The sequence below is a fragment of the Stenotrophomonas sp. CCNWLW57 genome (assembly GCF_037203925.1).
Classification (GTDB): Bacteria; Pseudomonadota; Gammaproteobacteria; order Xanthomonadales; family Xanthomonadaceae; genus Stenotrophomonas; species Stenotrophomonas rhizophila_A.
The window spans coordinates 950,359-977,291 of the sequence record NZ_JBBCBJ010000001.1 but is presented as its reverse complement, the minus strand read 5'-3'; the positions used below and the strand labels follow the sequence as shown (position 1 = coordinate 977,291).

Here is a 26,933-nt window from a genome sequence, read left to right as displayed (position 1 = left end):
CCATGCTTGAGCGCATCATTGCCGCCTCCATCGCCCATCGCTGGCTGATGATGAGCCTGACCCTGGCGTTGATCGCCGTGGGCGCGTGGAGCTTCACCAAGCTGCCCATCGATGCCACCCCGGACATCACCAACGTCCAGGTGCAGATCAACACCGCCGCCCCGGGCTATTCGCCGCTTGAAGCCGAACAGCGCATTACCTACCCGGTGGAAACGGTGATGGCCGGGTTGCCGCGGATGGAGCAGGCGCGCTCGCTGTCGCGCTATGGGCTGTCGCAGGTCACGGTGGTGTTCGAAGACGGCACCGACATCTACTTCGCGCGGCAACAGGTGGCCGAACGCCTGCAGCAGGTGAAATCGCAGATCCCGGCCGGGCTGGACCCGCAGCTGGGGCCGATCTCCACCGGTCTGGGCGAGATCTTCATGTACACCATCGACGCCGATCCGGCGGCGCGTAAACCCGATGGCAGCGCCTACACCGCCACCGACCTGCGCACCCTGCAGGACTGGGTGATCCGCCCACAGCTGCGCAACGTGCCGGGCGTGACCGAGGTCAATACCATCGGTGGCTTCCAGCGCCAGGTGCACATCACGCCCGATCCGGCCCGCCTGCGTGCGCTGGGTTTCACCCTGGAAGACGTGGTCCAGGCCGTGGAAAGCAACAACCAGAACGTCGGCGCCGGCTACATCGAACGCAACGGGCAGCAGTTCCTGGTGCGCATTCCCGGCCAGGTGGCCAACCTGGAGGAAATCGGCAACATCGTGCTGGCCCGGCGGGAAGGCGTGCCGATCCACGTACACGACGTGGCCGACGTCGCCGACGGCCCCGAACTGCGCAGCGGCGCTGCCACCCAGAACGGCCATGAAGTGGTGATGGGCACGGTGGTGATGCTGATCGGCGCCAACAGCCGGGATGTGGCGCAGGCGGCCGCCGCGCGGCTGGAGCAGGCGCAACGCAGCCTGCCGCCCGGCGTCACCGCCACCGCCAGCTACGACCGCACCACCCTGGTGGACCGCACCATCCAGACCGTGGCCAAGAACCTGGTGGAGGGCGCACTGCTGGTGATCGTGGTGCTGTTCCTGCTGCTCGGAAATTTCCGCGCCGCATTGATCACGGCCGCGGTGATTCCGCTGGCGATGCTGTTCACCCTCACCGGCATGGCGCGCGGGGGCGTATCAGCGAACCTGATGAGCCTGGGCGCGCTGGACTTCGGCCTGATCGTCGATGGCGCGGTGATCATCATCGAAAACTGCCTGCGCCGCTTCGGCGAGCGCCAGCACGCGCTGGGCCGCGCCATGACCCGCGAAGAGCGCTTTACCGAAACCGCCAGCGCCACCGCCGAAGTGATCCGCCCCAGCCTGTTCGGGCTGGGCATCATCACTGCCGTATACCTGCCGATCTTCGCGTTGTCGGGCGTGGAAGGAAAAATGTTCCACCCCATGGCCATTACCGTGGTGCTCGCGTTGAGCGGCGCGATGGTACTGGCGCTGACCTTCGTGCCGGCAGCCATCGCCCTGTTCCTGGGCGGCCACATGCAGGAGAAGGAAAACCGGGTGATGACCTGGGTGCGCCGACGTTACGAGCCCCTGCTGGCGTTCTCGCTGCGGCGCGGGCGCTGGATGGTCGGTGGCGCGCTGGTGCTGGTGGTGGGCTGCGGCCTGCTCGCGACACGGTTGGGCAGCGAGTTCGTGCCCAACCTGGACGAAGGCGACGTGGCCATGCACGCCATGCGCATTCCCGGCACCAGCCTGAGCCAGTCGATCGAGATGCAGAAGCTTATCGAGAACCGACTGGTCCAGTTCCCGGAGGTGAGCAAGGTGTTTTCCAAGATCGGCACGCCCGAGGTCGCTTCGGACCCGATGCCGCCGTCAGTGGCCGATACCTTCATCATGATGAAACCGCGCAAGGACTGGCCGGATCCGCGCAAGCCGCGCGCGGCGCTGCTGGCGGAACTGGAAGCAGCGGTGGAACAGCTGCCCGGCAACAACTACGAGTTCACCCAGCCGATCCAGATGCGCACCAACGAGCTCATCTCCGGCGTGCGTGCCGACGTGGCGGTAATGCTGTTCGGCGACGATCTGGAGACGCTGCTGAAGGTGGGCAGGCGCATCGCCAGCGTGGCCGGCAGCGTGCCCGGCGCGGCGGATGTGCGCGTGGAGGAAACCAGCGGCCTGCCGCTGCTCACCGTCACTCCCAACCGCAGCGCGCTGGCCGGCTACGGGCTCAACCCGGGCCAGGTGCAGTCCACCGTGGCAACTGCGGTGGGCGGGCAGGTCGCCGGGCAGCTGTTCGAAGGCGACCGCCGCTTCGACATCGTGGTGCGCCTGCCCGAGGCCCTGCGCCAGGACCCGGCCGCACTGGCCGACCTGCCGGTATCGCTGGCCCCGGCACTGGAAGGCGATGCCGACGAATCCAGCCAGGCCGGCAGCTGGACCAGCGGCACCGCACGCACCGTGCCGCTGCGCGAGCTGGCCACGCTGGCCAACAGCGAAGGGCCGAACCAGATCAACCGCGAAAACGGCAAGCGCCGCATCGTGGTCACCGCCAACGTGCGCGATCGTGACCTGGGCAGCTTCGTCAGTGACCTGCAGCAGGCGGTCAACCGTGATGTGCAGGTTCCCAGCGGTTACTGGATCGAATACGGCGGCAGCTTCGAGCAGCTGATCTCGGCCAGCCAGCGCCTGGCGGTCGTGGTGCCGGTGACCCTGATCCTGATCTTCGCGCTGTTGTTCTGGGCGTTCGGCTCGGTCAAGGACGCCGCCATCGTGTTCAGCGGTGTACCGCTGGCGCTCACCGGTGGCGTGCTTGCATTGGCCGCACGAGGCATTCCGCTTTCCATCTCCGCGGGCGTCGGCTTCATCGCGCTTTCGGGTGTCGCGGTACTCAACGGCCTGGTGATGATCAGCTTCGTGCGCAGCCTGCGCGAGGGCGGTATGCCCCTGGCCGATGCGGTACGGGACGGCGCGCTGGGCCGGCTGCGTCCGGTGCTGATGACCGCGCTGGTGGCCTCGCTCGGCTTCGTGCCGATGGCCTTCAACGTCGGCGCCGGCGCGGAAGTGCAGCGCCCGCTGGCCACCGTGGTGATCGGCGGCATCGTGTCGTCCACGCTGCTCACCCTGCTGGTGCTGCCAGTGCTGTACCGCTGGCTGCACCGCAGGCAGTAGCGCTACGCGGGTAGCGCCCGACCGTTGGTCGGGCGTTGCCCCTGCTCGATAAGCCGAACGGCCGTCGCCACACCATCCTCCGTCGCCATGGCCCGTCCCAATGCAGCTGCACGTGCCCGCGTGTCCACATGCTCGGCAACGGCAATAGCACGCCCCAACGTCCCGGTGTCCAGGCGTTTCGGCGACAGCGGTTCGGCAGCTACGCCGATCTCCCGCAATCGCGCCGCCCAGAAAAACTGATCTGCCGCAAACGGCATCACCAATGAAGGCACCCCCGCACGGCAGGCCGAATGCGTGGTGCCGCTGCCGCCGTGGTGGATCACCAGCGAACAGCGGGGGAACAGCGCTTCGTGCGGTGCAGGGCCGATGACAAACACATTCGTTGGCAGCGGACCGTCTGGAAGGCCTGCCCAGCCCGGGAACAGCAGCACGCGCCGCGGTGCCAGCGCCTGCAGCAGTGCCGGCAACACCGTGTTGCGATCAAATCCCGTCATGCTTCCAAAGCCGACGTATACGGGCGGCGGGCCTTCATCGAGAAAGGCCTGCAGTTCCGGCGTCGGCTGCCAAGGCGCATCGGGTGCACGCCATTGCCCGCACACATGGTGATTGGCCGGCCAGTCGGCAGGCGGCGGCATCAGGCTCGGCGAAATCCCGTACAGCATTGGAACGTCACGCCACAGGGTGCGCCGGGCCGGCATGCCCATCGCACGCCGCGCTTCGTTGATGGGCCGACGGAAGGTGCGCCACACGGCATCGTTGACCAGCCCGTAGCTGAGTTTGTTGAGCACACCGGGGAGGCGCAGCCGTGGCAGGAAGGGCGAGGCGAATGCGCGCGTGGGCGTGAGTGGAATCATGCCGGTTCCGATCACCGGTATGCCGTGGTGCTCGGCCACCGTCATGCCCACGAAGGCGGCAAGCCCGCCCGTCAACACCGCGTCGCAACCGGCCGCGGCCGCGTCGGCCTGTCGCATCCATGCCGGCACGTGCCGCTGCGCCATCCGCGCCAGGCCCCGCGATGCCGCCGCCATGTTGTTACCCCGCGACACCAGCGCCACCACCTCGTCGTGGATGTCGCCTTCGAGCGCCGCATGCGGAACGCCCAGCGCTTGGGCGCTGCCCAGCGTGCCACCCTCGGCCAGCACCATTACCTCATGTCCAGCTGCCTGCAGCCCATGGCACAACATCACCAGCGGCCGGGTGTCGCCTTCCGTTCCATAGGTCACCGCCAACAGCCGCATCGCCATCCTCCCGGGTAGAGGGGCCAGTATCGCCAGCCGCTGCGACCGTAGCGTGCAGGGTCAGGCCGTTCAGCCATGGCTGGCCGGGCCCGTTGTGGACAACTTGCACCCAAAGGGCGGCTCCGGCATAATGCGCGGCTCGCTGTGTCCGGATTTGTCCGGATTGGTGGCCGGGAACACGTCATCCGGTCTGCCCTCGTCAGCGTAACCCTTTGATTCTCATGACGTGTGGCGGGAAACCGTCGAGGCCGCCGTCGCCCGGGCTATGGGCTGACACATACTTTCATCGAGGTGCGCAATGTCCCGCGTATGCCAAGTTTCCGGCAAGCGAGTGCAGACGGGTAACAACGTCTCGCACGCCAACAACAAGACCCGTCGTCGTTTCCTGCCCAACCTGCACGAGCGCCGCTTCTGGGTCGCCAGCGAAAACCGCTGGGTCAAGCTTCGTGTTTCCGCGCATGCACTGCGCACCATCGACAAGAACGGCATCGATTCCGTTCTGGCTGAGCTGCGTGCGCGCGGCGAAAAGGTCTGAGGAGTAGACGATCATGGCAGGCAAGCGCGATAAGGTCCGTATGATTTCGACCGCCGGTACCGGTCACTTCTACACGACCGACAAGAACAAGAAGAACACCCCCGGGAAGATGGAATTCTCGAAGTACGATCCGGTCGTGCGCAAGCACGTCCCGTACAAGGAAGGCAAGATCAAGTAATCCCTCACGGGGTTGCTCGATGGCCAACGAAGAACCCGCCTCACGGCGGGTTTTTTCGTTTCCGTGGCCGTGCACGCCGGCCATGGCAGAATGCCGGCACACCCCCAAACGGGCGAACCGATGCTGTTCGAATGGCTGCTGGGTTCATGGTTGTTGATGCTGGACTGGCTGATCCGGCTGGCCGCGCTGTTCTGGATTCCCAGCCGCACCACGCCCGGCGCCGCCCGCAGCTGGCTGCTGCTGGTCGGCTTCGTGCCCCTGCTGGGCCTGCCGCTGTACCTGCTGTTCGGCCACCCCTGGCTGTCGCGCCAGCGCGTGCAGCGCCAGGCCGAGGCCTCCCAGGTGATCCGCGAGGAGCAGGCCCTGCAGCCGCCGCTGCGCTGGAACCCGATGCCCGATACCGCCACCGCCGAAATGGTGCCGCTGATCGAACGCCAGGGCGACTTCATGCCCGTGCACGGCAACGCGGTGGAGCTGCTGACCGACTACGACGCCTCGCTGCAGGCACTGATCGACGATATCGACCAGGCCCGCGACCGCGTGCACCTGCTGTACTACCTGATGTTCGACGACGCGGTGGGCGAAGCCGTGGTGCAGGCGCTGCAGCGCGCCGCCGCTCGCGGCGTGCACTGCCGCCTGCTGCTGGATGCGGTGGGCGCCAAGCGTGGCCTGCGCCGCTACCGCCACCGCCTGCAGGCGCTGGGCGTGGACGTGCGCGCCATGCTGCCCGGCGGGCTGCGCTGGCGCCGCAGCGGGCGCATGGACCTGCGCAACCACCGCAAGATCGCGGTGATCGACAACCGGGTGGGCTACATCGGCTCGCAGAACCTGGCCCAGCCCGGCTTCGTGCCCGGCTACCCGAACCGCGAACTGGTGGCGCGGGTGCGCGGCCCCGCAGTCGCCCACCTGGAGGCGGTGTTCGCCAGCGACTGGTACATGGAAACCGGCCAGCGCCTGGAGGTGATGATGGTCGAGCCGGTCTGCGCCGATGACGTGCCCACCCAGCTGCTGCCCAGCGGCCCGGCCTACCCCTTCAGCAACGCCCGCGATGCGGTGAATGCGCTGATCCACCTGGCACGCCGCCGCATCGTGCTGGTCACCCCGTACTTCGTACCGGACGAGGCCACGCTGAGTGCGCTGCGCATCGCCGCGCTGTCGGGGGTGCAGGTGCAGCTGATCCTGTCGGCCAGCAACAACCAGCACCTCACCGCCTGGGCGCAGGAGGCGTACTACGACGAACTGCTGCGCGCCGGCGTGCGCGTTGCGCTGTACGAACCGCATTTCCTGCATGCCAAGCACCTCACCGTGGACGAGGACATCGCGCTGGTCGGCTCGATCAACCTGGACATCCGCTCGTTCGCGCTCAACGCCGAGATCGGCATGCTCTGCTACGACCGGGGGCTGGTACGACAGTTGATCGAGATCGAAGACGACTACCTGCGGCAGTCGCGCCAGCTCGACCTGAAGGCGTGGCGGCTGCGGCCTGCGTGGCGACGCAGCCGCGAAGGCATCGCGCGGCTGGCCGATGCGCTGATGTAGCGCACGGGGCGTTGCGGGCGCATGTCCTACAATGCGGCCATGACCGACTCCGAACTCATGCTCCAGGCCGACCTGGCCATCATCGGCGGCGGTGCGGCCGGTGCGCTGGTCGCGCTCAACGCGCTGCGCAGCGCCACCGCGCCGCTGCAGGTGGTCCTGTTCGAGCCCGCGTCCACGCTGGCCCAAGGCATCGCCTACGCCACGCCGTGGCCGGAGCACCTGCTCAACGTGCCGGCCGGCAAGATGAGCGGCCTGCCCGAACAGCCGGGTGATTTCGTCGACTACCTGCTGCAGGCCGATGCACTGCCAGGCGTCCCGCGCGACGTACTGACCGAGACGTTCGTTCCGCGCCGCCATTACGCGGCGTACCTGCAGCATCGCCTTGCAGAAGCGCAGGCGCAGAGCCCGGCGACGCTGCACGTGGTGCACGTGCCGGTCATCGCGCTGCAGCCGGGCACGCCACGGAACGCGTTGCGGCTGGCCGATGGCCAGCAATGGCAGTCACGCCAGGTGGTGCTGGCCTGCGGCAACAGCATGCGCCCGTTGCCCGCGCCCGGTGCCGAGGCCCTGCCGCCCGGCCGCGTGGTGGATGCGTGGGATTACGACGGCGTGCGCCTGCTGGCCGGCGATGGCGACGTGGCCATCATCGGCTCGGGCCTGAGCATGGCCGACAGCGTGGTGGCATTAGCCACGGCGGGTCATCGCGGCCGCATCCACGTGCTGTCGCGGCACGCACTGCTGCCGCTGCCACATGCGCACGGCGGCATCGCCAAGTTCGATCCCCAGCCGCTGCTGGCGATGCCATTGCGCGCCCGCATGCGCGCGCTGCGCGGCCATGTGCGCGACGCAGCGGCGAAGGGTATTCCGTGGCAGGGCGTGATGGACCGTATCCGCCCACTGGGCCAGGCGCTGTGGCAGGGACTCAATGCAGCTGACCAGCGCCGTTTCCTGCGCCACGTGGTGCGGTACTGGGACGTGCACCGCCACCGCATCGCCGAAACGGTGCATGCGCAGCTGGCGGAACTGGAGGAATCGGGTCAGCTGCAGCGCCACCGCGCGCGGCTGGATGCACTGCTGGTGCTGGACAGCACCCTGCAGCTGCATGCACACGGCGCCGCGGGTGGCCTGCCGCCGTTGAATGTGGGCGCCGTAATCAACGCCACCGGCGTGGAAACCCGCGCGCTGGCCATGCGCAACCCGCTGTTGCAGCAGCTGCTGGCCGATGGCCATGCGCGTCCCGGCCCGCATGGGCTGGGGTTGGATAGTGACAGTGCGGGTTTCCTGCTGAACGGGCAGGGCAGGCCGCAGCCGGGCGTGCAGGTCGTCGGCAGCCTGCGTATCGGCACCTTGTGGGAAAGCCTGGCCATTCCGGAACTGCGCGTGCAGGCCCAGCAGGCGGCAACGGCCGCGCTGATGCGCCACGACCAACGGTCGTGACCTACCGGGTGGCGGCTGAACCGGTTGGCTGACCTGCCCCTGCTTGGCGGCGGGCGGGGTAAAATGAGGCCATGGATGTCTCCCACCTGCTCGACGGGCTCAACCCCGCTCAGCGCGAAGCTGTGTCCGCCCCGCCCGGCCACCATCTGGTGCTTGCCGGTGCCGGTTCCGGCAAGACCCGCGTACTGATCCACCGCATCGCCTGGCTCAACGAAGTCTGCGGCGTGCCCATGCACGGCATTTTCGCGGTGACCTTCACCAACAAGGCCGCCGGCGAAATGCGCCACCGCATCGACGTGCAGCTGCCGCAGGGCAGCCGTGGCGCGTGGATCGGCACCTTCCACGGCCTGGCCCATCGCCTGCTGCGCCTGCACTACCAGGAGGCCAAGCTGCCCGACAGCTTCCAGGTGCTGGATTCGGACGACCAGCTGCGGCTGGTCAAGCGCGTGGTGCAGCAGCTGGAAATCGACGACAGCAAGCATCCGCCCAAGCAGATCGCCTGGTGGATCAACGAGCAGAAGGACGAAGGCCGCCGCCCGCAGCACATCCAGCCCGAGCCGAACGATGCCTGGCTGGAAACCATGCGCCAGGCCTACGCGGCCTATCAGGAACGCTGCGACCGCGCCGGACTGGTCGACTTTGCCGAGCTGCTGCTGCGCGCGCACGAACTGCTGCGCGACAACCCGGCGCTGCTGGCCCACTACCGCTCGCGTTTCCGCGAGATCCTGGTGGACGAGTTCCAGGACACCAACGCCATCCAGTACGCCTTCGTGCGCGTGTTGGCCGGCGACAGCGGCCACGTGTTCGTGGTCGGCGACGATGACCAGGCCATCTACGGCTGGCGCGGCGCCAAGGTCGAGAACGTACAGCGCTTCCTGAAGGATTTCCCGGGCGCGCAGACCGTGCGCCTGGAGCAGAACTACCGCTCCAGCGCCAACATCCTGGGCGCGGCCAATGCGGTGATCGCGCACAACCCGGACCGGATCGGCAAGGAGCTGTGGACCGACAGCGGCGATGGCGACCCCATCGACCTGTACGCGGCCTACAACGAAATGGACGAGGCGCGTTACGTGGTCGAGCGCGCACGCCAGTGGGTGCGCGACGGTGGCAGTTACGGTGACGCCGCCGTGCTCTACCGCAGCAACGCGCAGTCGCGGGCCTTTGAAGAAGCGCTGCTCTCCGAGCAGGTGCCGTACCGCGTGTACGGCGGTATGCGCTTCTTCGAGCGCGCCGAAATCAAGGATGCGCTGGCCTACCTGCGGCTGATGACCAACCGCAACGACGACGCCGCCTTCGAGCGCGCGGTCAACACGCCCACGCGTGGCATCGGCGACCGCACCCTGGATGAAGTGCGCCGGTTGGCGCGCCACCAGGCGATCTCGCTGTGGGAAGCGACCATGCTCACCACCCAGGGCAACGAGCTGGCCGCCCGCGCGCGCAACGCGCTGGCTGGTTTCCTCAGCCTGGTGAACCAGCTGCACCATGAAGCCGGTGAGATGACGCTGGCCGAACGCATCGACCATGTGCTGATCCGTTCCGGCCTGCGCGAACACTGGTCGAAGGAAAGCCGCAACGCGCTGGATTCGGAATCGCGCGCGGACAACCTGGACGAACTGGTCTCGGTGGCCTCGCGCTTCACCCGGCGCGAGGACGACGTCGAGGAAGGCGCGGAAAACATGAGTGAGCTGGTCGCCTTCCTGTCCTACGCCTCGCTGGAAGCCGGCGAAGGGCAGGCCCAGGCGGGCGAAGAGGGGGTGCAGCTGATGACCCTGCATTCGGCCAAGGGCCTGGAATTCCCGCTGGTGTTCCTGGCCGGCATGGAAGACGGCCTGTTCCCCAGCGCGCGTTCGCTGGAAGAAAGCGGCCGGTTGGAAGAGGAGCGCCGCCTGGCGTACGTGGGCATCACCCGCGCGCGCCAGAAGCTGGTGCTCAGCTACGCCGAATCGCGCCGCATCCACGGCCAGGAAAACTACAACGTGCCTTCGCGCTTCCTGCGCGAGATCCCACGTGAGCTGCTCAACGAAGTGCGCCCCAAGGTGCAGGTCTCGCGGGGCGCCTCGCTCGGCGCCAGCCGCCCGGCCGGCCACGCCGCGATGGAAGCGCCGCCGCTCAAGCTGGGCGCGATGGTCACCCATGCAAAGTTCGGCGAAGGCATGGTCACCGACTACGAAGGCAGCGGCGCGCACGCGCGCGTGCAGGTGGAGTTCGCCGAGGCCGGCAGCAAGTGGCTGGTGATGGCCTACGCCAATCTCACCGTGATCTGAGCGGGCGTGTCACGGATGACCCGCCATGTGCTCTTCCTCTGCAGCCAGAACCGCCTGCGCAGCCCCACGGCCGAGCAGGTGTTCGCCGACTGGCCGGGCGTGGAAACCGCCTCGGCCGGCGTGCTGGCCGATGCGGATGTGCCGGTCAGCCCCGAGCTGCTGCAGTGGGCGGATGTCATCTTCGTGATGGAGCAGGCGCACCGCACGCGGCTGGCCAGCCGGTACCGGCAGTGGTTGAACGGGAAGCGGGTGATCTGCCTGGATATTCCGGATGACTACGACTTCATGCAGTCGGAGCTGGTGGAGCTGCTGAAAAAGAAGGTAGTTCCGCACCTGTAGGGCCACGCCATGCGTGGCGCTACAATTTCCCACCAGATTCCAGGTATCCCCATGTCCACCACCCCCGTCGCCATCAACGTCAAACTCAATGCCCGGCTCCAGCCCGAGCACCGCCTGCAGCTGTTCGAAGACCCGCTCGAGGCGATGCTTGAAGCAGCCGGCGTCGGCGAAATCATGGGGGGTGGCACCGCGCTGACCGAAGAGGGCGAGGTGGAATACGGCGACCTGGAAATCCAGCTGCATGACGCGGCCGCATTGCCGACCGTCATCGAACTGCTCGAACAGCTCGGCGCCCCCAAGGGTTCGCTGATCCAGCGCGAAGGCGAGCCCGACGTTTCGTTCGGCATCACCGAAGGCCTGGGCCTGTACCTCAACGGCACCGACCTGCCCGACGAGGTCTACGAACAGTGCGATTCGAACTATGTGTTCGACCAGATCGTCGAGCGCATCGACGGCCACGGCGAAGTGTGCAGCTGGTGGCAGGGCCCGAGCGAAACCGCGCTGTACCTGTATGGCGCTTCGTTCGACACCCTGCGCGAGCGCATCGCCGAGCTGGTGGCGACCTACCCGCTGTGCCAGGGCGCACGGGTAATCAAGATCGCCTGAGCTGCGGTAGCGCCGACCGTTGGTCGGCAACGCAGCAACCGGGCAATGGGGCAACCACCCCATTGGCCGCGCATTCGACGGGAGAGCAGCCGACTGACAGTCGGCTCTACCTCCGCTCGAACGCGACTCATCCCCGTTTTCCCCCGCTTCGTCGCGTGCCGCTTGTCGGTCCCCGGTCGTGCGCCCAGAGTCTGGCGCTGTCTGCTGGGAGCACACACATGAACAAGGGAATTCCGTACCTGATGGCGGCACTGGTCGCGCTGACGCTGTCGGCGGGCTGGGCGGCACCGGTGCTGGCCCTGTTCGAACATGCTGCCGCCTGCCTGGACAGCGGCGGCAGCCTGGACCTGCTGCGGATGCGCTGCACGCCGCCCAGTGCAGCGCGCGATCTGCTGCTGCAGGGGTGGGGCTTCTGGGTGACTGCGGCGGCGGTCGCGGCGGTAGCGCTGGTGCTGACCCGCACAGGTCCGCCGCGCCGGCGTTCGTCCCTCCCGCAGTGAGCTTTGCAACCAGTCCGAGCGGCGGGCGGGCCGAACACTGATAGTGTCCGTGCCCACTCCAGCCGTGGCACGGGCCTTGATCACCAGCGCGATCCAGCGGACCTCTTCGCTTCCTTCCCTTGCCGGCATTCCAGAGCCGGCCCGCACGCCGCGCCGGTCGCTGCCGGCGTTGGTGGTGTCACATCTGCACAACGCACCGGCCCGGGTGCCGCAGATGCTCGATCTGGCCGACTGTCCAGCGCGGCCCTGGCGGGGAGCGGGCAGCCAGCCGGCCATGATCGTCACCCGGGGCGACGAGTGCTGGCGGGTGAAGGCGACGGCCGACGCCACCTGCAGCGCCATGGAAGTCACGCTGGGCAAACTGTTCCAGCTCACCGGGCTGGTCGCTCCCGACACCGGGCTGGTGGCGGCTGTCGAGGGCCTGCCGACCGGGTCCCGGCATGTCGGCTCACGCTTCGAGGCGGACTTCCAGGACCTGGGCGATTTCCTGGTCAGTGACGCGGCTGCGGCGCTGGTCGCGGCAGCCGATCCTTCAGCGCGCAGCACCTACGAGGCGCTGCGGGCCGACCATGCGCAGGCCGTATCCGACAACGCCAGGCTGCTGAACGACGCCGGTGTCGAGTGGTGGGCACTGCGCGGCGAGGACGCCCAACAGCATGCCGCCAACGACCAGCGCCGGTTCAACGCGCTGGACGCGATGAACCGCCTGCTGCCGCGACCGCTGCGCTGCGAACAGCTGCGTCATTTCATCGCCTCGCGCTGGTTGTGCAACTGGGACCAGCTCAACTACCGGCTGGAGAACTTCGGCTACACCCTCCGGAACGGGGTGCGGGTGGGCATGTCGCTGGATTTCGGCGCCTGCGGGCCGCTCGGGTTCCGCGACCTCCAGACGGGCGCGATGCTGCCCAAAGCGGCCAGCCAGGCGGTGGCCATCGCCCAACGGCCCCCGTCGCTGTTCCCTGTTCCTCTTTCATATGTCAGCAACGTCGGTCATTTCGACGTAATGTGTGGCGATTGTGGGCCGTTGCAGGACGTTACCGCGTGGCCCTACGGGTTCCAGTCCGAGAGCATCGCCAGCTTGTTCCGGCCACCGCTCGCCCTCGATCCTGCTGTGGCCGATACGCTTGCCGAAATGGGCTACCGGCTGGGGCTGCTGCCGGTGCCTGCGCTCACCGCCGTCATCGAGCGCCACTGGCCGGAAGGCCCTGGCGGGGCGGCGCCGGCGTGGCCCACGGCAGACGAGCTGGCCGCACACCTGCTCCGCCGCCGCGACGCCCTGCTGGCACGGTTCGATCCGGCGCAGATCGCCGACTGGGTGCACGCCGATCCCGACCGCGCGGCGAGGGTCCGGCAGGAACTCACCGACGCCGCGCAGGCCATGCTCCGCGCCCCGGCCGACCGCCCGGATTGATCCGCCTCAAGGCACGCTCTCCACGCCGGGTGTGCAATGGTGTCCCCACTGCCTTTGCCAAGGAGCGTGCCATGTACAAGCGGATCCTGATTGCCACCGATGGCTCCGAGCTGTCCGAAAAGGGCCTGCTCAAGGGGCTGGAACTGGCCCGCGACCTCAACGCCGAAATCGATATCGTCACTGTCTCCGAGCCTTGGGCCGTCGGCATGTATGACGCCATGGGCTGGAGCGTGGGCTACATGAACAGTCCTGAGTACAAGGCCGACCGCGAAGAGACCGCAGAGAAAGTGCTGGCGCCGGCCAAGGCCGCCTGCGAAGCGCAGGGCCTGCGCGCCACCACCGTGCACGTGCTGGACCGCTATGCCGCCGACGGCATCATCGACACGGCCATGGAACGCAACAGCGACCTGATCGTGATGACCTCGCACGGCCGCCGCGGCGTGACCCGGGTCCTGCTCGGCAGCCAGACCGCCGAAGTGCTCGCACGCAGCACCGTGCCGGTGCTGGTCATCCGGTGATCTAAGGGCGCAGCTTCAACGCCATGGACTCGTCCAGGCTGCCGTCCGGCTGCACCACCACGTAGCGTTCCCCGGCCCGGTCAAACAGCACCGGGATCGGGTCGCGGAACAGCGGCCGGCGCACGAAGCGCAGCGACCAGCCGAAATGCTCCAGGGTGTCCACGGCCTGGCGCTGCTCGTCATTCAGCCCCGCACGCAGGGCGGCGGGGTCGATGGGTTTGCGTCGTTCAGGAGTCGTCATCGGGTACGGCAGGGCCAACTCACCAGCTGTAGAGCTTCCAGTACACCGGCGAGGTGCCATCCTTGCTCCGGTCCACGCCGCCGTGCTGGCTGCCTTCGTACATGTAGTACGGCGCGCCACGCGACGGGGTGACCTTGACCATGCGCAGCTGGCCACTGACCCGGTACTCCTCGATCACATCGCCATTGTCCATCACGCGCTTGGCGATATCGGCGCCCCGCACATCGACCGGGGGCACGCCAGCGCCGCCGCCGGTGGTGGCACAACCCGCCAGCACAAGCAGTCCAGCCAGCAGCAGAGTTTTCATGGGCCACGGTTCCTGGGTCGGGGGAGTCTGGATTATGCCCGATGCCCTGTGATGCCGGTGCCGGGAATGGCCCCAGCGGGGCGCGTAGAATCGTCGCATGAGCCGATTAGTCCTGATTGACGGGTCCAGTTACCTGTATCGCGCGTTCCACGCGCTTCCGCCGCTGACCAACGCGGCCGGTGAACCCACCGGCGCGCTGTTCGGTGTGGTCAACATGCTGCGCGCCACCCTGAAGGAGCGCCCCGAGTACGTGGCCTTCGTGGTCGACGCGCCGGGCAAGACCTTCCGTGACGACCTGTACGCCGACTACAAGGCCAACCGGCCGCCGATGCCCGACGACCTGCGCCCGCAGATCGAGCCGATGTGCCAGATCGTCGAGGCGCTGGGCCTGACCATCCTGCGCATTCCCGGGGTGGAAGCCGACGATGTGATCGGCACGCTGGCGCTGCAGGGCCACCGCGACGGGATGACCGTCACCATCTCCACCGGCGACAAGGACTTCGCCCAGCTGGTCCGCCCGGGCATCGAGCTGGTCAACACCATGACCGGCAGCCGCATGGATTCGGACGCTACCGTGATGGACAAGTTCGGCGTGCGCGCCGACCAGATCGTCGACCTGCTGGCGCTGATGGGCGACGCCGTGGACAACGTGCCCGGCGTGGAGAAGTGCGGCCCCAAGACGGCCGCCAAGTGGCTGGCCGAGTACCAGACCCTGGACGGGGTGATGGCCGCAGCGCCTGGCATGAAGGGCAAGATCGGCGAAAACCTGCGTGCCGCGCTGGAGCGTCTGCCGCTCAACCGCGAACTGGTCACCATCCGCACCGACGTGGCGCTGGACGCCACCCCGCAGACCCTGGCGCTGCGCGACCCGGACGTGCCGGCACTGGGCGAGCTCTACCTGCGCTACGGCTTCACCCAGGCGCTGAAGGAGCTGGGTGGCCCGGTCCCGGCCCCTGCGGCGGCCAGCGACGCGCCGGTGAGCCTGCGCGGCACCGCCGCCGGCTACGCGCGCGGCGCGGCCAGCGAGCCGGCCCCGGCCCTGGATGCGGCCCTGTCGGCCCCGGGCGAATACGAGACCGTGCTCACCACCGAGCAGCTGCAGGCCTGGGTGGCCCGCGCCGAGGCGGCCGAGCTGATCGCCTTCGACACCGAGACCGACGCGCTCGATGCCATGCGCGCCAACCTGGTCGGCATCAGCCTGGCGGTGGAGCCAGGCCGTGCGGCCTACATTCCGGTCGGGCATGACTACCCCGGCGCCCCTGCGCAGCTGCCGCGCCAGCAGGTGCTTGATGCGCTGCGGCCTTTGCTCGAGAACCCGGAAAAGAAGAAGGTGGGCCAGCATGGCAAGTACGACCTGCACGTGCTGCGCCGGCACGGCGTGGACGTGCAGGGCTACCACGACGACACCATGCTCGAAAGCTTCGTGCTCAATTCCACCGCCACCCGCCACGACATGGATTCGCTGGCGATGCGCTACCTCGGCTACACCACGATCAAGTTCGAGGACGTCGCCGGCAAGGGGGCCAAGCAGATCCCGTTCTCGCAGGTGGGGCTGGACGAAGCCAGCCGCTATGCGGCCGAAGATGCCGACATCACCCTGCGCCTGCACCGCGTGCTGCACCCGCAGCTGCTGGAATCGGCCGCGCTGGACAATGTGTACCGCAGCATCGAAATGCCGCTGGTGCCGGTTCTGGCCCGGATCGAAGCCAACGGCGTGTACATCGACAGCGCCGAGCTGCGCCGGCAGAGCCAGGACCTGGGCGCGCGCATGCTGGCCGCCCAGCAGAAGGCCACCGAACTGGCCGGGCGCACCTTCAGCCTGGACTCGCCCAAGCAGCTGCAGGCAGTGCTGTTCGACGAGCTGAAGCTGCCCGCGCTGGTGAAGACACCCAAAGGCCAGCCCAGCACCAACGAAGAGGCGCTGGAGGCGATCGCCGAACAGCACGAGCTGCCGCGGGTGATCCTGGAGTACCGCGGGCTGGCCAAGCTGCGCAGCACCTACACCGACAAACTGCCGGAGATGGTCAACCCCGACACCGGCCGGGTCCACACCAGCTACCACCAGTCCGGCGCGGCCACCGGCCGGCTGTCCTCGTCGGACCCGAACCTGCAGAACATCCCGATCCGCACCGAGGACGGCCGCCGCATCCGCCGCGCCTTCGTGGCCCCGCCCGGATACAAGCTGCTGGCCTGCGATTACTCGCAGATCGAGCTGCGGATCATGGCCCACCTGTCCGAGGACCCGGGCCTGGTGCGCGCCTTCGAACAGGGGGTGGATGTGCACCGTGCCACCGCGGCGGAGGTATTCAGCCGCGCGCTGGACGAGGTCACCCCGAACGAGCGCCGCGCCGCCAAGGCCATCAACTTCGGCCTGATGTACGGCATGAGCGCGTTCGGGCTGGCCCGTAACCTGGGCATCGACCGGGGCCAGGCGCAGGATTACGTGGCGCTGTACTTCAGTCGCTACCCCGGCGTGCGCGACTTCATGGAGCGCATGCGCCAGCAGGCCCGCGACCAGGGGTATGTGGAAACCATCGAAGGCCGCCGGCTGTATCTGAACGATATTCACGCGCGCAACCAGGGCCTGCGCGCCGGCGCCGAGCGCGCGGCGATCAATGCACCCATGCAGGGCACCGCCGCGGACATCATCAAACGGGCCATGGTGAAGGTGGACGACTGGCTGCAGGGCCAGGGCGGCCGCGCCCGGATAATTCTGCAGGTGCACGATGAACTGGTATTCGAAACCGAAAGCGAGTTTCTGGAAACCTTGCGCACGCAGGTGGTCGAGCTTATGTCGTCTTCAGCTCAATTACGCGTCCCGCTGGTGGTGGATGCCGGGGTCGGGGATAACTGGGATGAGGCGCATTGAGACGTGAATCACGTTGAATAAGCTGAATTGGTTCATTGCGGGCCGATAAACTGACTCTTCGATGAATGTTTTAGGTTTCACCGCAGTATTAATTGGCGCCCTTCACGAACTATCAATGTTCGAGGTGCTTTTATAGACCTCGACAGGCGCAATGCCTGTTGTGGATCTCTCCCATCCCCTGGAGCAGATCTCGGAACGGGGGCTCCTCCCCAAGCGCCCGTTCCCCGGCCCCGCTGACCTCCCCCTGGTCGGCGGGGCTTTTTATTTTCAGGAGCCCGGCCAACGGCCGGCGCTACCCGTATGCTTCAGGCACTCTCTCTTCTGCGGGGTTCGCATGAGCGACCTGTTCGACCTGGCCATGCCCTGGTGGGAATTCATCCTGCGCGCCGTCGTGGTGTATGTGGTCGTGCTCGGCATGGTCCGCCTGTCGGGCAAGCGCGCCCTGGGCCAGATCACCCCGTTCGACGTGCTGCTGATCGTGCTGCTGGGCAACGCGGTGCAGAACGCGCTGCTTGGCAAGGACACCTCGCTGGGCGGCGGGCTGCTGCTGGCGGCCACCCTGATCTCCCTGAACTACGCCGTGGGCTGGCTGAGCCAGCGCAGCCGCCGCGTTGAAGCGCTGGTGGAAGGCGAACCGGTGCTGATCGCCCGCGACGGCAAGCTGCTGGACTCGGTGCTGCGGCGCGAACTGGTGACCCGTGCCGACGTGGAGGCGGCGATGCGCCAGCAGGGCTGCGCACACATCAGCGAAGTCTCCATGGCGCTGCTGGAAATCAACGGCCACATCACCATCGTGACCCAGAAGCGGTAGCGCCGGCCGTTGGCCGGCCCAGGCTGGTCATCCTCGCCCGGGTACCGTCGGCCGCCAACGATCAAAACCTGGAAGCGCAGCCGGAAGCCTGCTGCTGGAATCGCCGGTATCAGCGGCCGCCGTCCGGTCGGCCCGCGCAATGGAGATGCCTGCGATGCCCCTTGATGCCGTTACCACTACGCTCTCATCGAGCTCCACGACCCGGCGGTGGGTCTCTGTCTATCTGGAACGCCCGGGTGCAGTTCTGCACGGGAACGATACGCCGCATACGGACGATACGCCTCCGACGTATGACCAGGTCATCGGGCCAGACGGGGGACTGCCCACTTACGCCCAGGCGGCGGGGCAGGACGCCTCAAGACGACTGCCGGACTCGCGCGCCATTCCACAGAACGTCGCCAACGAGCCGGGCGCATCGTCCTCGCCGTCGTACGCGTACGCGTATGCGTCCACCGCCCCCGAACACCCGCAGGTCCAGGCCCGCGAACTGAACAAGCTGCTGAAACGCATCGCGCGCAATGAAATCAAGCTGGTCAAGGCCCACGACATCATGCTCGAGGATGCTGTGGACCGCTTCGTTCGCCACCAGGTGCTGCGCAACTTCTGCGGTGGCGGATTGTTCGATGACAGCGCCAGCGAAGACAGATCCATGGCCGAACGCAATTACCTGCACTACGCGAAAAAGCTGCCGAAATTGCAGGCCGAGTACGCGGCCATGCTCCAACGCCCGTAGCGCCACGCCCTGCGTGGCTGCGCCCCTCGTAACCCGCCCGCGCTACGCGCCCGCCACCCAGTCGCGCGGCACCAGGTAATCGCCCAGACGCGCTTCGGCGCTGCCGGGCTCGGGCTGGAACCCGTACTCCCAGCGCACGCGCGGCGGCAGGCTCATCAGGATGCTTTCGCTGCGCCCGCCGCTCTGCAGCCCGAACAGCGTGCCGCGGTCGTACACCAGGTTGAACTCCACGTACCGGCCCCGCCGGTACAGCTGGAACTCGCGCTCGCGTTCGCCGTACGGGGTGTGCTTGCGGCGTTCCACGATCGGCAGGTAGGCCTGCAGGAAGCCATCGCCCACCGCGCGCAGGTAGGCGAAGTCGCGTTCGAAGTCGCCATGCAGGTCGTCGAAGAACAACCCGCCCACGCCGCGCGTTTCATTGCGGTGGCGCAGGAAGAAGTACTCGTCGCACCAGCGCTTGTGCGCCGCATAGCGTTCTTCGCCGAACGGGGCGCACAGGTCGTGGGCGGCCTGGTGCCACTGCTGCACGTCCTCGTCGAACGGGTAGAACGGGGTCAGGTCGAAGCCGCCGCCGAACCAGGACGCGACCTGCTGCCCATCACGCTCGGCGCTGAAGTAGCGCACGTTGGCGTGGGTGGTGGGCAGGTACGGATTGAGCGGGTGGAACACCAGCGACACGCCGGTGGCGCGCCACGAGGCGCCGGCCAGCTCCGGCCGGTTTGCCGAGGCCGACGGCGGCAGACGCGTGCCGGAGACGTCGGAGAAGCCGATACCGGCCTGCTCGAACACCGCGCCATCGCGCAGGATGCGGGTACGGCCACCGCCGCCCTCGGCGCGCTGCCAGAGGTCTTCGGTGAAGCGGGCCTGGCCGTCGGCGGTCTCGACCGCGCCGCAGATGCGGTCCTGCAGGTCGGTCAGGTAGCTGCGTACGCGCTCGAATTCGTTCATGCGGCTACTTTACCGCAGGGCAGCGAGGCAGGCCTCGATCTACCGGGCCTTTGCGGCGAACCATCGCCGTACGTCCGGGCGCAGCACGCGGGCCACCAGCCAGGCGTGCAGTGCGGCGAACGCCAGCGCGGTGAGCACGGTCAGGCCGGTGTAGATCACGCGCTGCATCTGCAGGTCGCGGCGCAGCTGGCCGGCATCGGCGTCTGCGTGCGGCGGCAGGTGCACGATCAGCTGGCGGAATACCTCGTCGATCACCCACGCACCGACGAAATTCAGCAGCGCGGTGACCACCAGCAGCACGATGAAGGTCCACAGTGCCCAGCGGTTGCGCCGCAGCAGGCCCCAGCATGCCGCAGCCCCCACCAGGGAAAGGACCAGCATGCCCACGTTCACCGCGACCGCATGCCGGCCGAACCAGCGCAGCGACGACGGCATCCAGGACAGGTCGGCGCCGTCCAGCAGGTCCTTCAACCAGGCCGACTGGGCGAGCAGCGCGGCGAGCACTGCGCCACCGGCCCAGCACACGGCCGACACGATGCACACCACCAACACCGACTTGGCCAGCGGGGCAAGGAAGGTCGGGGTGCCATCCCCCTTCGGGCGCGGATGGGCAACGGGCAGCAGCGGGGGCGTAATCGAAGACATCCGGTGTCCTGGCAGTGTGCGGTGGGGTCAGCCCGGCGCGATCACGCGCGCGGCCGCCGGCAGGATATGGTCTTCGCTCAACGGTGCCAAGCGGCGCCCGTGCGGTGGCCGCAACGGCACCCAGGCCAGTTCGGCAATCTCCGCCCGCGCCTGTGGGGTGCCCAGCACCTGTACCCACCAGGCTTCGGCGTGCACCCGGCAGCCGGTTTCATGCACCGCCCAGTCGCTGTAGGCGCCCAGCGGCACCGCCGTGGCGGGGTCCAGCTGCACGCCCAGTTCCTCGTCCAGCTCGCGCGCCAGCGCGGCCAGCGGTGCCTCGCCCGGCTCGGGCTTGCCGCCCGGCTGGATGAACACCGCCGAGCCGTGCTTGCGCACCACCAGCACGCGCCGGGCGGCATCGGTGATGACCGCGGCGACGATCCGTATCGTCGCCGCGTCGTGGCTCACTTCAGGTTCTCTTCGAACAGCTTGAGGATGCGCTTGTACTGGTCCAGCCAGGAATCGGCACGCACGTAGCCGTGGCGTTCCAGCGGGTAGGGCGCGATGCTCCAGTTGTCCTTGTGCAGCTCGATCAGCTTCTGGGTGAGGTTGACCGAGTCCTGGAAGAACACGTTGTCGTCCATCATCCCGTGCGCGATCAGCAGGTGGTCCTGCAGGCCCTCGGCATATTCGATCGGCGAGGAGACGCGGTAGGCCTCCGGGTCGATGTCCGGGGTGTTGAGGATGTTGGCGGTGTAGCCGTGGTTGTACTGGTGCCAATCCACCACCGGGCGCAGCGCGGCGCCGGCCTTGAAGGTGCCCGGCGAACGGAACAGCGCCATGAAGGTCATGAAGCCGCCGTAGGAGCCGCCGTAGATGCCGGCGTGGTCGCGGTCACCCTGCTGGGTGGCCACCAGCCAGTCCAAGCCGTCCTTGTAGTCTTCCAGCTCCGGGTGGCCCATGTTGCGGTAGATCGCCGTGCGCCAGTCGCGGCCGTAGCCCTCGCTGCCGCGGTAATCCATGTCCAGCACCACGTAGCCCTGCTGCACCAGCAGGTTGTGGAACATCTGCTCGCGGAAGTAGGCCGGGTAGCGCTGGTGCACGTTCTGCAGGTAACCGGCGCCGTGCACGAACATGGCGATCGGGTACTTCTTGCCCGGCTCCAGGTTCTCCGGGCCGTAGTACTTGGCCCAGACCACGCCCGCGCCGTGCTTGGACGGCACCTGCACCAGCTTGGGCTGGATCCACTCGCGGGCCTTGAAGGCAGCAGTGCGGGTGTCGGTCAGGACCTTGGCCTGGCCGCCCGCGGTGGGCACCACCGCCAGCTGCGCCGGCAGGTAGGCGCCGGAGTAGCGCACCAGCAGCTGCTGGCCGTCCGGGGACAGCGAGAAGTCTTCCACGCCGTTGAGCGAGGTCAGCTCACGCACCTGGCGCGAAGCGGTATCCACCGCGCACACCTCGTAGTCGCCCGGGGCCTGCTGGTTGCACAGCACGTAGAAGCCACGGCCATCGGCGCTGGGCACCGGCATCGAGGTTTCCCACTTGCCGCTGGTGATCGCCTGCGGCTTGGCCGTGCCCTGCTGGGTGTACAGGTGCGAGTAGCCGGACTCTTCGGACAGCAGCCACAGCGTGCGGTTGTCGTTGGACCAGCCGAAGTCGTTGAAGCTCCAGTTGATCCAGGCCGCGTCGGTGAGCCGGTGGCGGGTCTGCAGCTTGGCCTCGGCCGGGCTGACGCTGGCGATCCAGCGGTCCTTGTTGTCGTTGGCGCGCAGCAGGATCGCGGCCTGCTGGCCGTCATTGCTCCAGCGGATGCCCGGCGCGCCGGGGCCACCCAGCACCTGCACCGGGCGGCTGCCCTTCAGCGCGTCCTTGCCGGCGGCCTTGCGCAGCGCGGCCAGCGGGTCGGTGCCGATGCCCGGCAGGCTGTCCAGCGACAGCGGCTTGACCGTGCCGGTGACGGCGTCTACCAGCCACAGCGCGTTCGGTTCCGGGTCGTTGCGGCCCACGCGGGTACGGGTGTCCTCGAACTCCTCGTAGCCCGATTCGGTCACGTACTTGGGCATCTTGCCGCCGCGGCCTTCATCGAAGCTCTTCGGCTTGGTCACCACGATCAGGCTGCGGGTATCGGGCGACAGCGCGCTGTCGACGATCTCCACATCGGCGCCCAGGTACACCGGGCCCGGCGCGCGGGTGCTGTCGGCGCGGCGCCAGCTGGCTTCCTGCTCCTTCAGTGCGTCGCGCTGGGCGCGGTCGTTGCGCAGCGTGGCCAGGGTGCGCAGCTGCTGGTCGCGCAGCACGTCGGCCTTGGGCGCATCGTCCGGATTCTTTTCGGCCTTCAGGCTGGCCACCTGCTGCACGCCACCGGCGGCGGTCCAGTGGAACCAGTTCTGGCCCGTGCGCCAGATCACCCCGCCGTCGCGGGCGAAGTTGACCGCGCTGGCCTTCTCGGTGCTGCGGGTGAGCTGGGTCAGCGCGCCGCTGCGCAGGTCGCGCAGGAACACGTCTCCGTTGCGCACGAACACGCTGCGCTGGCGGGCGCTGTCGTACACCGGGGCGTCCACGTCCAGGCTGCCGCGCTGGTCATCGGCGACCTGGGTGGCGGTACCGCCGTTGACCGGCTGGCGGAAGGTATCGCGGACCGGGCTGCCGGTGCGCTTGAGCTGGTACTCCACCTGCTGGCTGTTCCACGACCACCAGGCGCTCTCGACCGGCGGACCGATCCAGTCCGGGTCGGCCATGGCCTGTTCGATGGTGATCGGCGTCGGTGCCGCGTGGGCCGCGCCGCCAAGGGCGGCAAGCAGCAGCAGGGACAAGGGCAGCGTTCTGGGCATTGCGGGCAGCACCGTAAAGGAAAACCCGCCAAGCGTAGCAGCCGCAACGAGGTGAGGAAGGGGCCACAGGTCATGGGCCATGCCCGCCATGATCGGCTCCCCACCGGTAGCGCACGACCGTTGGTCGTGCGGCGGCGCACCGCGCCGGGCTCCTGGCGCCGGACACGCCGTATCGACCAACGGTCGATACCTACCGGCTGCGACAAAGTGAAGCAGCGCGTCACCGGGTCGCATGCCCTCTTCACGGAAATCGGCCCAGACTGGTGCGGATTCCAGAGAATGCTGCGGAGGCGTCGCGTGGACGCGTTGTTGTTGTCGCGGATCCAGTTCGGGTTCGTCATCAGTTTCCATGTGCTGTTTCCGGCCTTCACCATCGGCACGGCCAGCTGGCTGGCCTTCGTGGAGGGCCAGTGGCTGCGCACGAAGAAGCCCATCTGGCGCGAGCTGTACTTCTTCTGGCAGAAGATCTTCGCGGTGTCCTTCGGCATGGGCGTGGTCAGCGGCATCGTCATGGCCTTCCAGTTCGGCACCAACTGGCCGCGGCTGAGCCAGGTGGCCGGCAGCGTGATCGGGCCGCTGCTCACCTATGAAGTGCTCACCGCGTTCTTCCTGGAGGCCAGCTTCCTGGGCGTGATGATGTTCGGCTGGGGCAAGGTCTCGCCGCGCCTGCATTTCCTGTCCACCTGCATGGTGGCGCTGGGCACGCTGGTGTCCACCTTCTGGATCCTCTCGTCCAACAGCTGGCTGCAGACCCCGGCCGGGCACGCCATCATCGATGGCATCGTGGTGCCGCAGGACTGGTGGCAGGTCGTGTTCAACCCCTCCTTCCCGTACCGGCTGGCGCACATGGCGCTGGGCTCGTTCATCACCACCTGTTTCGTGATCGGCGGGGTGGGGGCGTGGTACCTGCGCAAGGGCAGGCATGTTGAAGCCGGGCGCACCATGCTGCTGGCGGCGGTGGCCTTCGCCGCGCTCACCGTGCCGGTGCAGATCTTCGTGGGCGACATGCATGGTCTGAACACGCTCAAGCACCAGCCGATGAAGATCGCGGCGGTGGAAGCGCACTGGCATGCCGAAGGCGAGGGCGAAGGCGTGCCGCTGGTGGTGTTCGCGGTGCCCAACGAGAAGGCCGAGCGCAACGACTTCGAGATTGCCATTCCGCGCCTGGGCAGCCTCATCCTGACCCATTCCTTCGATGGCACCTTTGAGCCGCTCACCTCGGTTCCGGCCAGCGAGCGGCCGCCGGTGGTGCCGGTGTTCTTCGCCTTCCGCATCATGGTCGGGCTGGGCACGCTGATGCTGCTGCTGGCTTGGGCTTCGGCCTTCCAGTGGTGGCGCGGCCGCCTGCTGGAATCGCGCTGGCTGGTGCGCGGCTGGAACTGGATGCTGCCCAGCGGCTTCATCGCGCTGGTGTCGGGCTGGTTCGTCACCGAAATGGGCCGCCAGCCGTGGGTGGTCTACGGCGTGCTGCGCACCGCCGATGCGGTGGGCCCGCAGAGCGCATGGATGACCGCGCTGTCGCTGGGCGTGTACGTCGTCGGCTACGCGTTCGTGTTCGGCTGGGGCATCTGGTACCTGGTCAAGATCATCCGTACCGGGCCCAAGCCGCACGACCAGCAACCGCCGATCGAAGACGGCAGCCACACCCCGGCGCGGCCGCTGTCCGGTGCCGACGAACCGCTGGAGGAGCGCTGACATGGAGATGACGACCTGGCTGCCGGTGGCATGGTTCGCGGTGATCGGCTTTGGCGTGCTGATGTACGTGGTGCTGGATGGCTTCGTGCTGGGCATCGGCATCCTCGCGCCGATGGCCGAGGATGAAGAACAGCTCGACGTGATGATGAATACCGCCGCGCCGATCTGGGACGGCAACGAAACCTGGCTGGTGCTGGGCGGGGCAGGGCTGATGGCCGCCTTCCCCAAGGCCTATGCGGCGTTGCTGTCGGCGCTGTACCTGCCGGTGCTGCTGCTGGTGGTGGCGCTGGTGTTCCGCGGGGTGGCGTTTGAATTCCGCTTCAAGGCGCACCGTTCGCGGCGGCTGTGGAGCGTGGCCTTCGGGCTGGGCTCGGTGCTGGCCGCGTTTGCCCAGGGCGTGATCCTGGGTGCGCTGGTGCAGGGCCTGCAGGTGGTGGACGGGCAGTACGTGGGCGGGCCGTTCGGCTGGTTCAGCCCATTCTCGATGCTGACCGGCGCGGCGGTGGTGTTCGGCTATGCGTTGCTGGGCAGCACCTGGCTGATCCTGAAGACCGAAGGCCGCGAGCAGACCTTCGCCCGCACCCTGACCCGGCCGCTGGTGGTGGCGGTGATCGTGTTCATGGGGCTGGTCAGTGCGTGGCTGCCGTTCCTGGATTCGCGCCTGATGGCGCGCTGGTTCAGCGACGGCAACTTCTGGTGGCTGTCGCCGGTGCCGCTGCTCACCCTTGGCGTAGCGGTGGCGCTGTGGCGCAGCGCCATGCACCCGCGCCGCGACCTGCCGCCGTTCCTGCTGACGCTGGCGCTGTTCGTGCTCGGCTTCATCGGGCTGGTGCTGGGCATGTGGCCCTACCTGCTGCCGCCCAGCATGACCCTGTGGCAGGCGGCGGCGCCGGCCTCGTCGATGGGCTTCAGCCTGGTCGGGCTGGTGGTGCTGCTGCCGGTGATTCTGGGCTACACGGCGTGGTCGTACCGCGTATTCCGCGGCAAGGTCCGCGCGGACGCCGGATACCATTGACCGGGTCCGCGTGACGACCGTTGGTCGTCACGCGCGTCACCCGTGCAGGCCTTCGATCTCGACCAGCAATTCGGCGCGGCACACCTCGGCGTGCAGCACCACGAAGGCAGGGCTGCCCGGCAGTCCGGCCAACCGCGCTGCAACCGCCGGCATGTCCTCGGCCCGGCGCACATACACCTTCAACACGGATTCCGCGCCCAGCGCAGCCGGCAACCCCGGCCTTTGCAGGCGCGCGGCGTCCACCAGGCTCTGCAGGTTGGTCAGGGTCTCTTCCAGCTGCTCGGCCACCGACCCGGTGTGCTGCGAGACATGGCCAACGATGGCGGCCGTGCCCGACTGCAACAGCGGCAGCCCGGTCGCCAGCGGCGGCAGGAGGGCGCGCGAGAAGCTGGGCGACTGCGGGCCGTACTGGCGCGGGTAGCGGAACGCGCTGACCTGGCGCGGGTTCTCCAGCGGCAGGCCGGCCTCGCGGGCCGCCAGCCAGTACACCTGCAGGCGGCGTACGCCATCGAAACGGCCAATGCAGGTGGCCGCCGGCAGGGCGGCCTCGTCCAGCTCGCGCAGCCCACGCACCCGGCCCACGCAGAAGCGCCGGTAGCGTTCCTGGTCGCCGTCGCCTTCGGTCACCGCGTCCAGGTAGTTCCAGGTGCGCAGCAGGTGCGGGAAACCGCAGTTGGCCAGAAAGCCACTCATCCGAGCGTAGGCGTCTGCCGCGGCCGACTCGATATCGCCGGCGACCTCGTCAATTTCGATCGCGCCGAACAGCAACGTGTCGTTGGCCGACCAGCGCACGCCGTCGCGCTCGCCGTGCTGCACCGGGCTGGAGCCCTGCCAGATCTCGACCTGCGCCGGGCCCTGTTCGGCCAGCGGTACCTGCAGCCAGCGCGGATCGTCGCAGGGCGCGGCAGCGGTTGAAAAGCCGAACACGGCCAGCGTGCGCGGGTCGGCCAGGGCGGCATCGCGTTCAGCAGCGGGGGCATAAAACGCACGGAACAGCGCGGGGTCTGCCGAGGGAGAAAGGACCTGCGCGGCCGCTACGCTGTGGATCGTGCTACTCATTTCAGATTGTGAAAACTGCCAGTGCCGAGGGTGTCATGATAGCGTGCGCTCCTTTCGCGGCGTGCCGAACA

At 68.0% G+C, this 26,933-nt stretch carries 24 protein-coding genes; 16 read left to right on the top strand and 8 right to left on the bottom strand.

Annotation, left to right across the window (positions count from 1 at the left end; translation table 11 throughout):
* Positions 1–2: 2 nt before the first annotated feature.
* Positions 3–3,164, top strand: a complete 3,162-nt coding sequence (locus V9K91_RS04315) for a CusA/CzcA family heavy metal efflux RND transporter (RefSeq protein ID WP_336442763.1) — start codon at positions 3–5, stop codon at positions 3,162–3,164.
* A 2-nt stretch (positions 3,165–3,166) separates the two neighbouring features.
* Here V9K91_RS04315 and V9K91_RS04310 read toward each other — a convergent pair whose 3' ends face one another.
* Positions 3,167–4,402 carry a glycosyltransferase gene (locus V9K91_RS04310; protein ID WP_336442762.1) on the bottom strand — a complete coding sequence of 412 codons (1,236 nt, stop codon included), beginning with the start codon at positions 4,400–4,402 and terminating at the stop codon, positions 3,167–3,169.
* Between the two features lie 298 nt (positions 4,403–4,700).
* Between V9K91_RS04310 and rpmB the strand changes: the two genes are divergently transcribed.
* The 10 genes from rpmB (at position 4,701) to V9K91_RS04260 (ending at position 13,729) form a co-directional block, all read left to right on the top strand.
* The gene (gene rpmB, locus V9K91_RS04305) at positions 4,701–4,937 is read left to right on the top strand and encodes a 50S ribosomal protein L28 (protein ID WP_005411638.1); all 237 of its coding nucleotides are present in this window, start codon (positions 4,701–4,703) and stop codon (positions 4,935–4,937) included.
* 10 nt (positions 4,938–4,947) lie between these two features.
* Entirely contained in the window at positions 4,948–5,115 is a 168-nt protein-coding gene (gene rpmG, locus V9K91_RS04300; RefSeq protein ID WP_170272460.1) for a 50S ribosomal protein L33, read from the top strand.
* 120 nt (positions 5,116–5,235) lie between these two features.
* Positions 5,236–6,654, top strand: coding sequence for a cardiolipin synthase (gene cls / locus V9K91_RS04295; protein WP_184126031.1), 1,419 nt, complete (start codon positions 5,236–5,238; stop codon positions 6,652–6,654).
* A 21-nt stretch (positions 6,655–6,675) separates the two neighbouring features.
* Positions 6,676–8,091, top strand: coding sequence for an FAD/NAD(P)-binding protein (locus V9K91_RS04290; protein ID WP_336442760.1), 1,416 nt, complete (start codon positions 6,676–6,678; stop codon positions 8,089–8,091).
* A 71-nt stretch (positions 8,092–8,162) separates the two neighbouring features.
* Positions 8,163–10,355: a DNA helicase II gene (gene uvrD, locus V9K91_RS04285; protein ID WP_068847841.1), complete on the top strand. Its 2,193-nt coding sequence runs from the start codon at positions 8,163–8,165 to the stop codon at positions 10,353–10,355.
* Between the two features lie 15 nt (positions 10,356–10,370).
* Positions 10,371–10,694 (top strand): low molecular weight protein tyrosine phosphatase family protein, encoded by a 324-nt coding sequence (locus tag V9K91_RS04280; protein WP_336442799.1) that lies wholly within the window; start codon positions 10,371–10,373, stop codon positions 10,692–10,694.
* A gap of 51 nt (positions 10,695–10,745) precedes the next feature.
* Entirely contained in the window at positions 10,746–11,300 is a 555-nt protein-coding gene (locus tag V9K91_RS04275) for a hypothetical protein (protein WP_336442759.1), read from the top strand.
* 218 nt (positions 11,301–11,518) lie between these two features.
* Entirely contained in the window at positions 11,519–11,800 is a 282-nt protein-coding gene (locus V9K91_RS04270) for a hypothetical protein (RefSeq protein WP_336442758.1), read from the top strand.
* A gap of 49 nt (positions 11,801–11,849) precedes the next feature.
* Complete coding sequence (locus V9K91_RS04265) at positions 11,850–13,211, top strand: hypothetical protein (RefSeq protein WP_336442757.1); 1,362 nt, start codon at positions 11,850–11,852, stop codon at positions 13,209–13,211.
* A gap of 71 nt (positions 13,212–13,282) precedes the next feature.
* A complete protein-coding gene (locus V9K91_RS04260; RefSeq protein ID WP_068847830.1) occupies positions 13,283–13,729 on the top strand; it encodes a universal stress protein in 447 nt (148 codons plus the stop codon).
* A 1-nt stretch (position 13,730) separates the two neighbouring features.
* On the opposite strand, the gene V9K91_RS04255 is transcribed toward V9K91_RS04260, so the two are convergent.
* Together V9K91_RS04255 and V9K91_RS04250 are read right to left on the bottom strand one after the other, a co-directional pair.
* The gene (locus tag V9K91_RS04255; protein ID WP_068854463.1) at positions 13,731–13,970 is read right to left on the bottom strand and encodes a hypothetical protein; all 240 of its coding nucleotides are present in this window, start codon (positions 13,968–13,970) and stop codon (positions 13,731–13,733) included.
* 19 nt (positions 13,971–13,989) lie between these two features.
* Positions 13,990–14,277, bottom strand: coding sequence for a DUF2782 domain-containing protein (locus V9K91_RS04250; RefSeq protein ID WP_068847828.1), 288 nt, complete (start codon positions 14,275–14,277; stop codon positions 13,990–13,992).
* Between the two features lie 97 nt (positions 14,278–14,374).
* Between V9K91_RS04250 and polA the strand changes: the two genes are divergently transcribed.
* From polA to V9K91_RS04235, 3 genes are all read left to right on the top strand, one after another.
* Positions 14,375–17,146, top strand: a complete 2,772-nt coding sequence (gene polA, locus V9K91_RS04245; protein ID WP_336442756.1) for a DNA polymerase I — start codon at positions 14,375–14,377, stop codon at positions 17,144–17,146.
* A gap of 334 nt (positions 17,147–17,480) precedes the next feature.
* A complete protein-coding gene (locus tag V9K91_RS04240) occupies positions 17,481–17,957 on the top strand; it encodes a YetF domain-containing protein (protein ID WP_068847823.1) in 477 nt (158 codons plus the stop codon).
* Positions 17,958–18,111: 154 nt separating this feature from the next.
* A complete protein-coding gene (locus tag V9K91_RS04235; RefSeq protein WP_336442755.1) occupies positions 18,112–18,690 on the top strand; it encodes a hypothetical protein in 579 nt (192 codons plus the stop codon).
* 42 nt (positions 18,691–18,732) lie between these two features.
* Here V9K91_RS04235 and hemF read toward each other — a convergent pair whose 3' ends face one another.
* From hemF to V9K91_RS04215, 4 genes are read right to left on the bottom strand one after another with little or no spacing between them, the layout of a single operon-like run.
* Positions 18,733–19,638, bottom strand: a complete 906-nt coding sequence (gene hemF / locus V9K91_RS04230) for an oxygen-dependent coproporphyrinogen oxidase (RefSeq protein WP_217537503.1) — start codon at positions 19,636–19,638, stop codon at positions 18,733–18,735.
* 39 nt (positions 19,639–19,677) lie between these two features.
* Positions 19,678–20,283 (bottom strand): tetraspanin family protein, encoded by a 606-nt coding sequence (locus V9K91_RS04225; RefSeq protein ID WP_336442754.1) that lies wholly within the window; start codon positions 20,281–20,283, stop codon positions 19,678–19,680.
* Positions 20,284–20,310: 27 nt separating this feature from the next.
* Positions 20,311–20,730 (bottom strand): NUDIX domain-containing protein, encoded by a 420-nt coding sequence (locus tag V9K91_RS04220; protein WP_306987261.1) that lies wholly within the window; start codon positions 20,728–20,730, stop codon positions 20,311–20,313.
* Entirely contained in the window at positions 20,727–23,093 is a 2,367-nt protein-coding gene (locus V9K91_RS04215) for a S9 family peptidase (RefSeq protein ID WP_336442753.1), read from the bottom strand. Before V9K91_RS04215 ends, V9K91_RS04220 begins: the two co-directional genes overlap by 4 nt.
* A gap of 297 nt (positions 23,094–23,390) precedes the next feature.
* On the opposite strand from V9K91_RS04215, the gene V9K91_RS04210 reads away from it, so the two are divergent.
* Together V9K91_RS04210 and cydB are read left to right on the top strand one after the other, a co-directional pair.
* Entirely contained in the window at positions 23,391–24,788 is a 1,398-nt protein-coding gene (locus tag V9K91_RS04210) for a cytochrome ubiquinol oxidase subunit I (protein ID WP_068854462.1), read from the top strand.
* A 1-nt stretch (position 24,789) separates the two neighbouring features.
* On the top strand, positions 24,790–25,803 hold the full coding sequence (gene cydB / locus V9K91_RS04205) for a cytochrome d ubiquinol oxidase subunit II (RefSeq protein ID WP_068854461.1): 1,014 nt from the start codon (positions 24,790–24,792) through the stop codon (positions 25,801–25,803).
* A gap of 36 nt (positions 25,804–25,839) precedes the next feature.
* Here cydB and V9K91_RS04200 read toward each other — a convergent pair whose 3' ends face one another.
* The gene (locus V9K91_RS04200) at positions 25,840–26,862 is read right to left on the bottom strand and encodes a pteridine-dependent deoxygenase (protein ID WP_336442752.1); all 1,023 of its coding nucleotides are present in this window, start codon (positions 26,860–26,862) and stop codon (positions 25,840–25,842) included.
* Positions 26,863–26,933 lie beyond the last annotated feature (71 nt).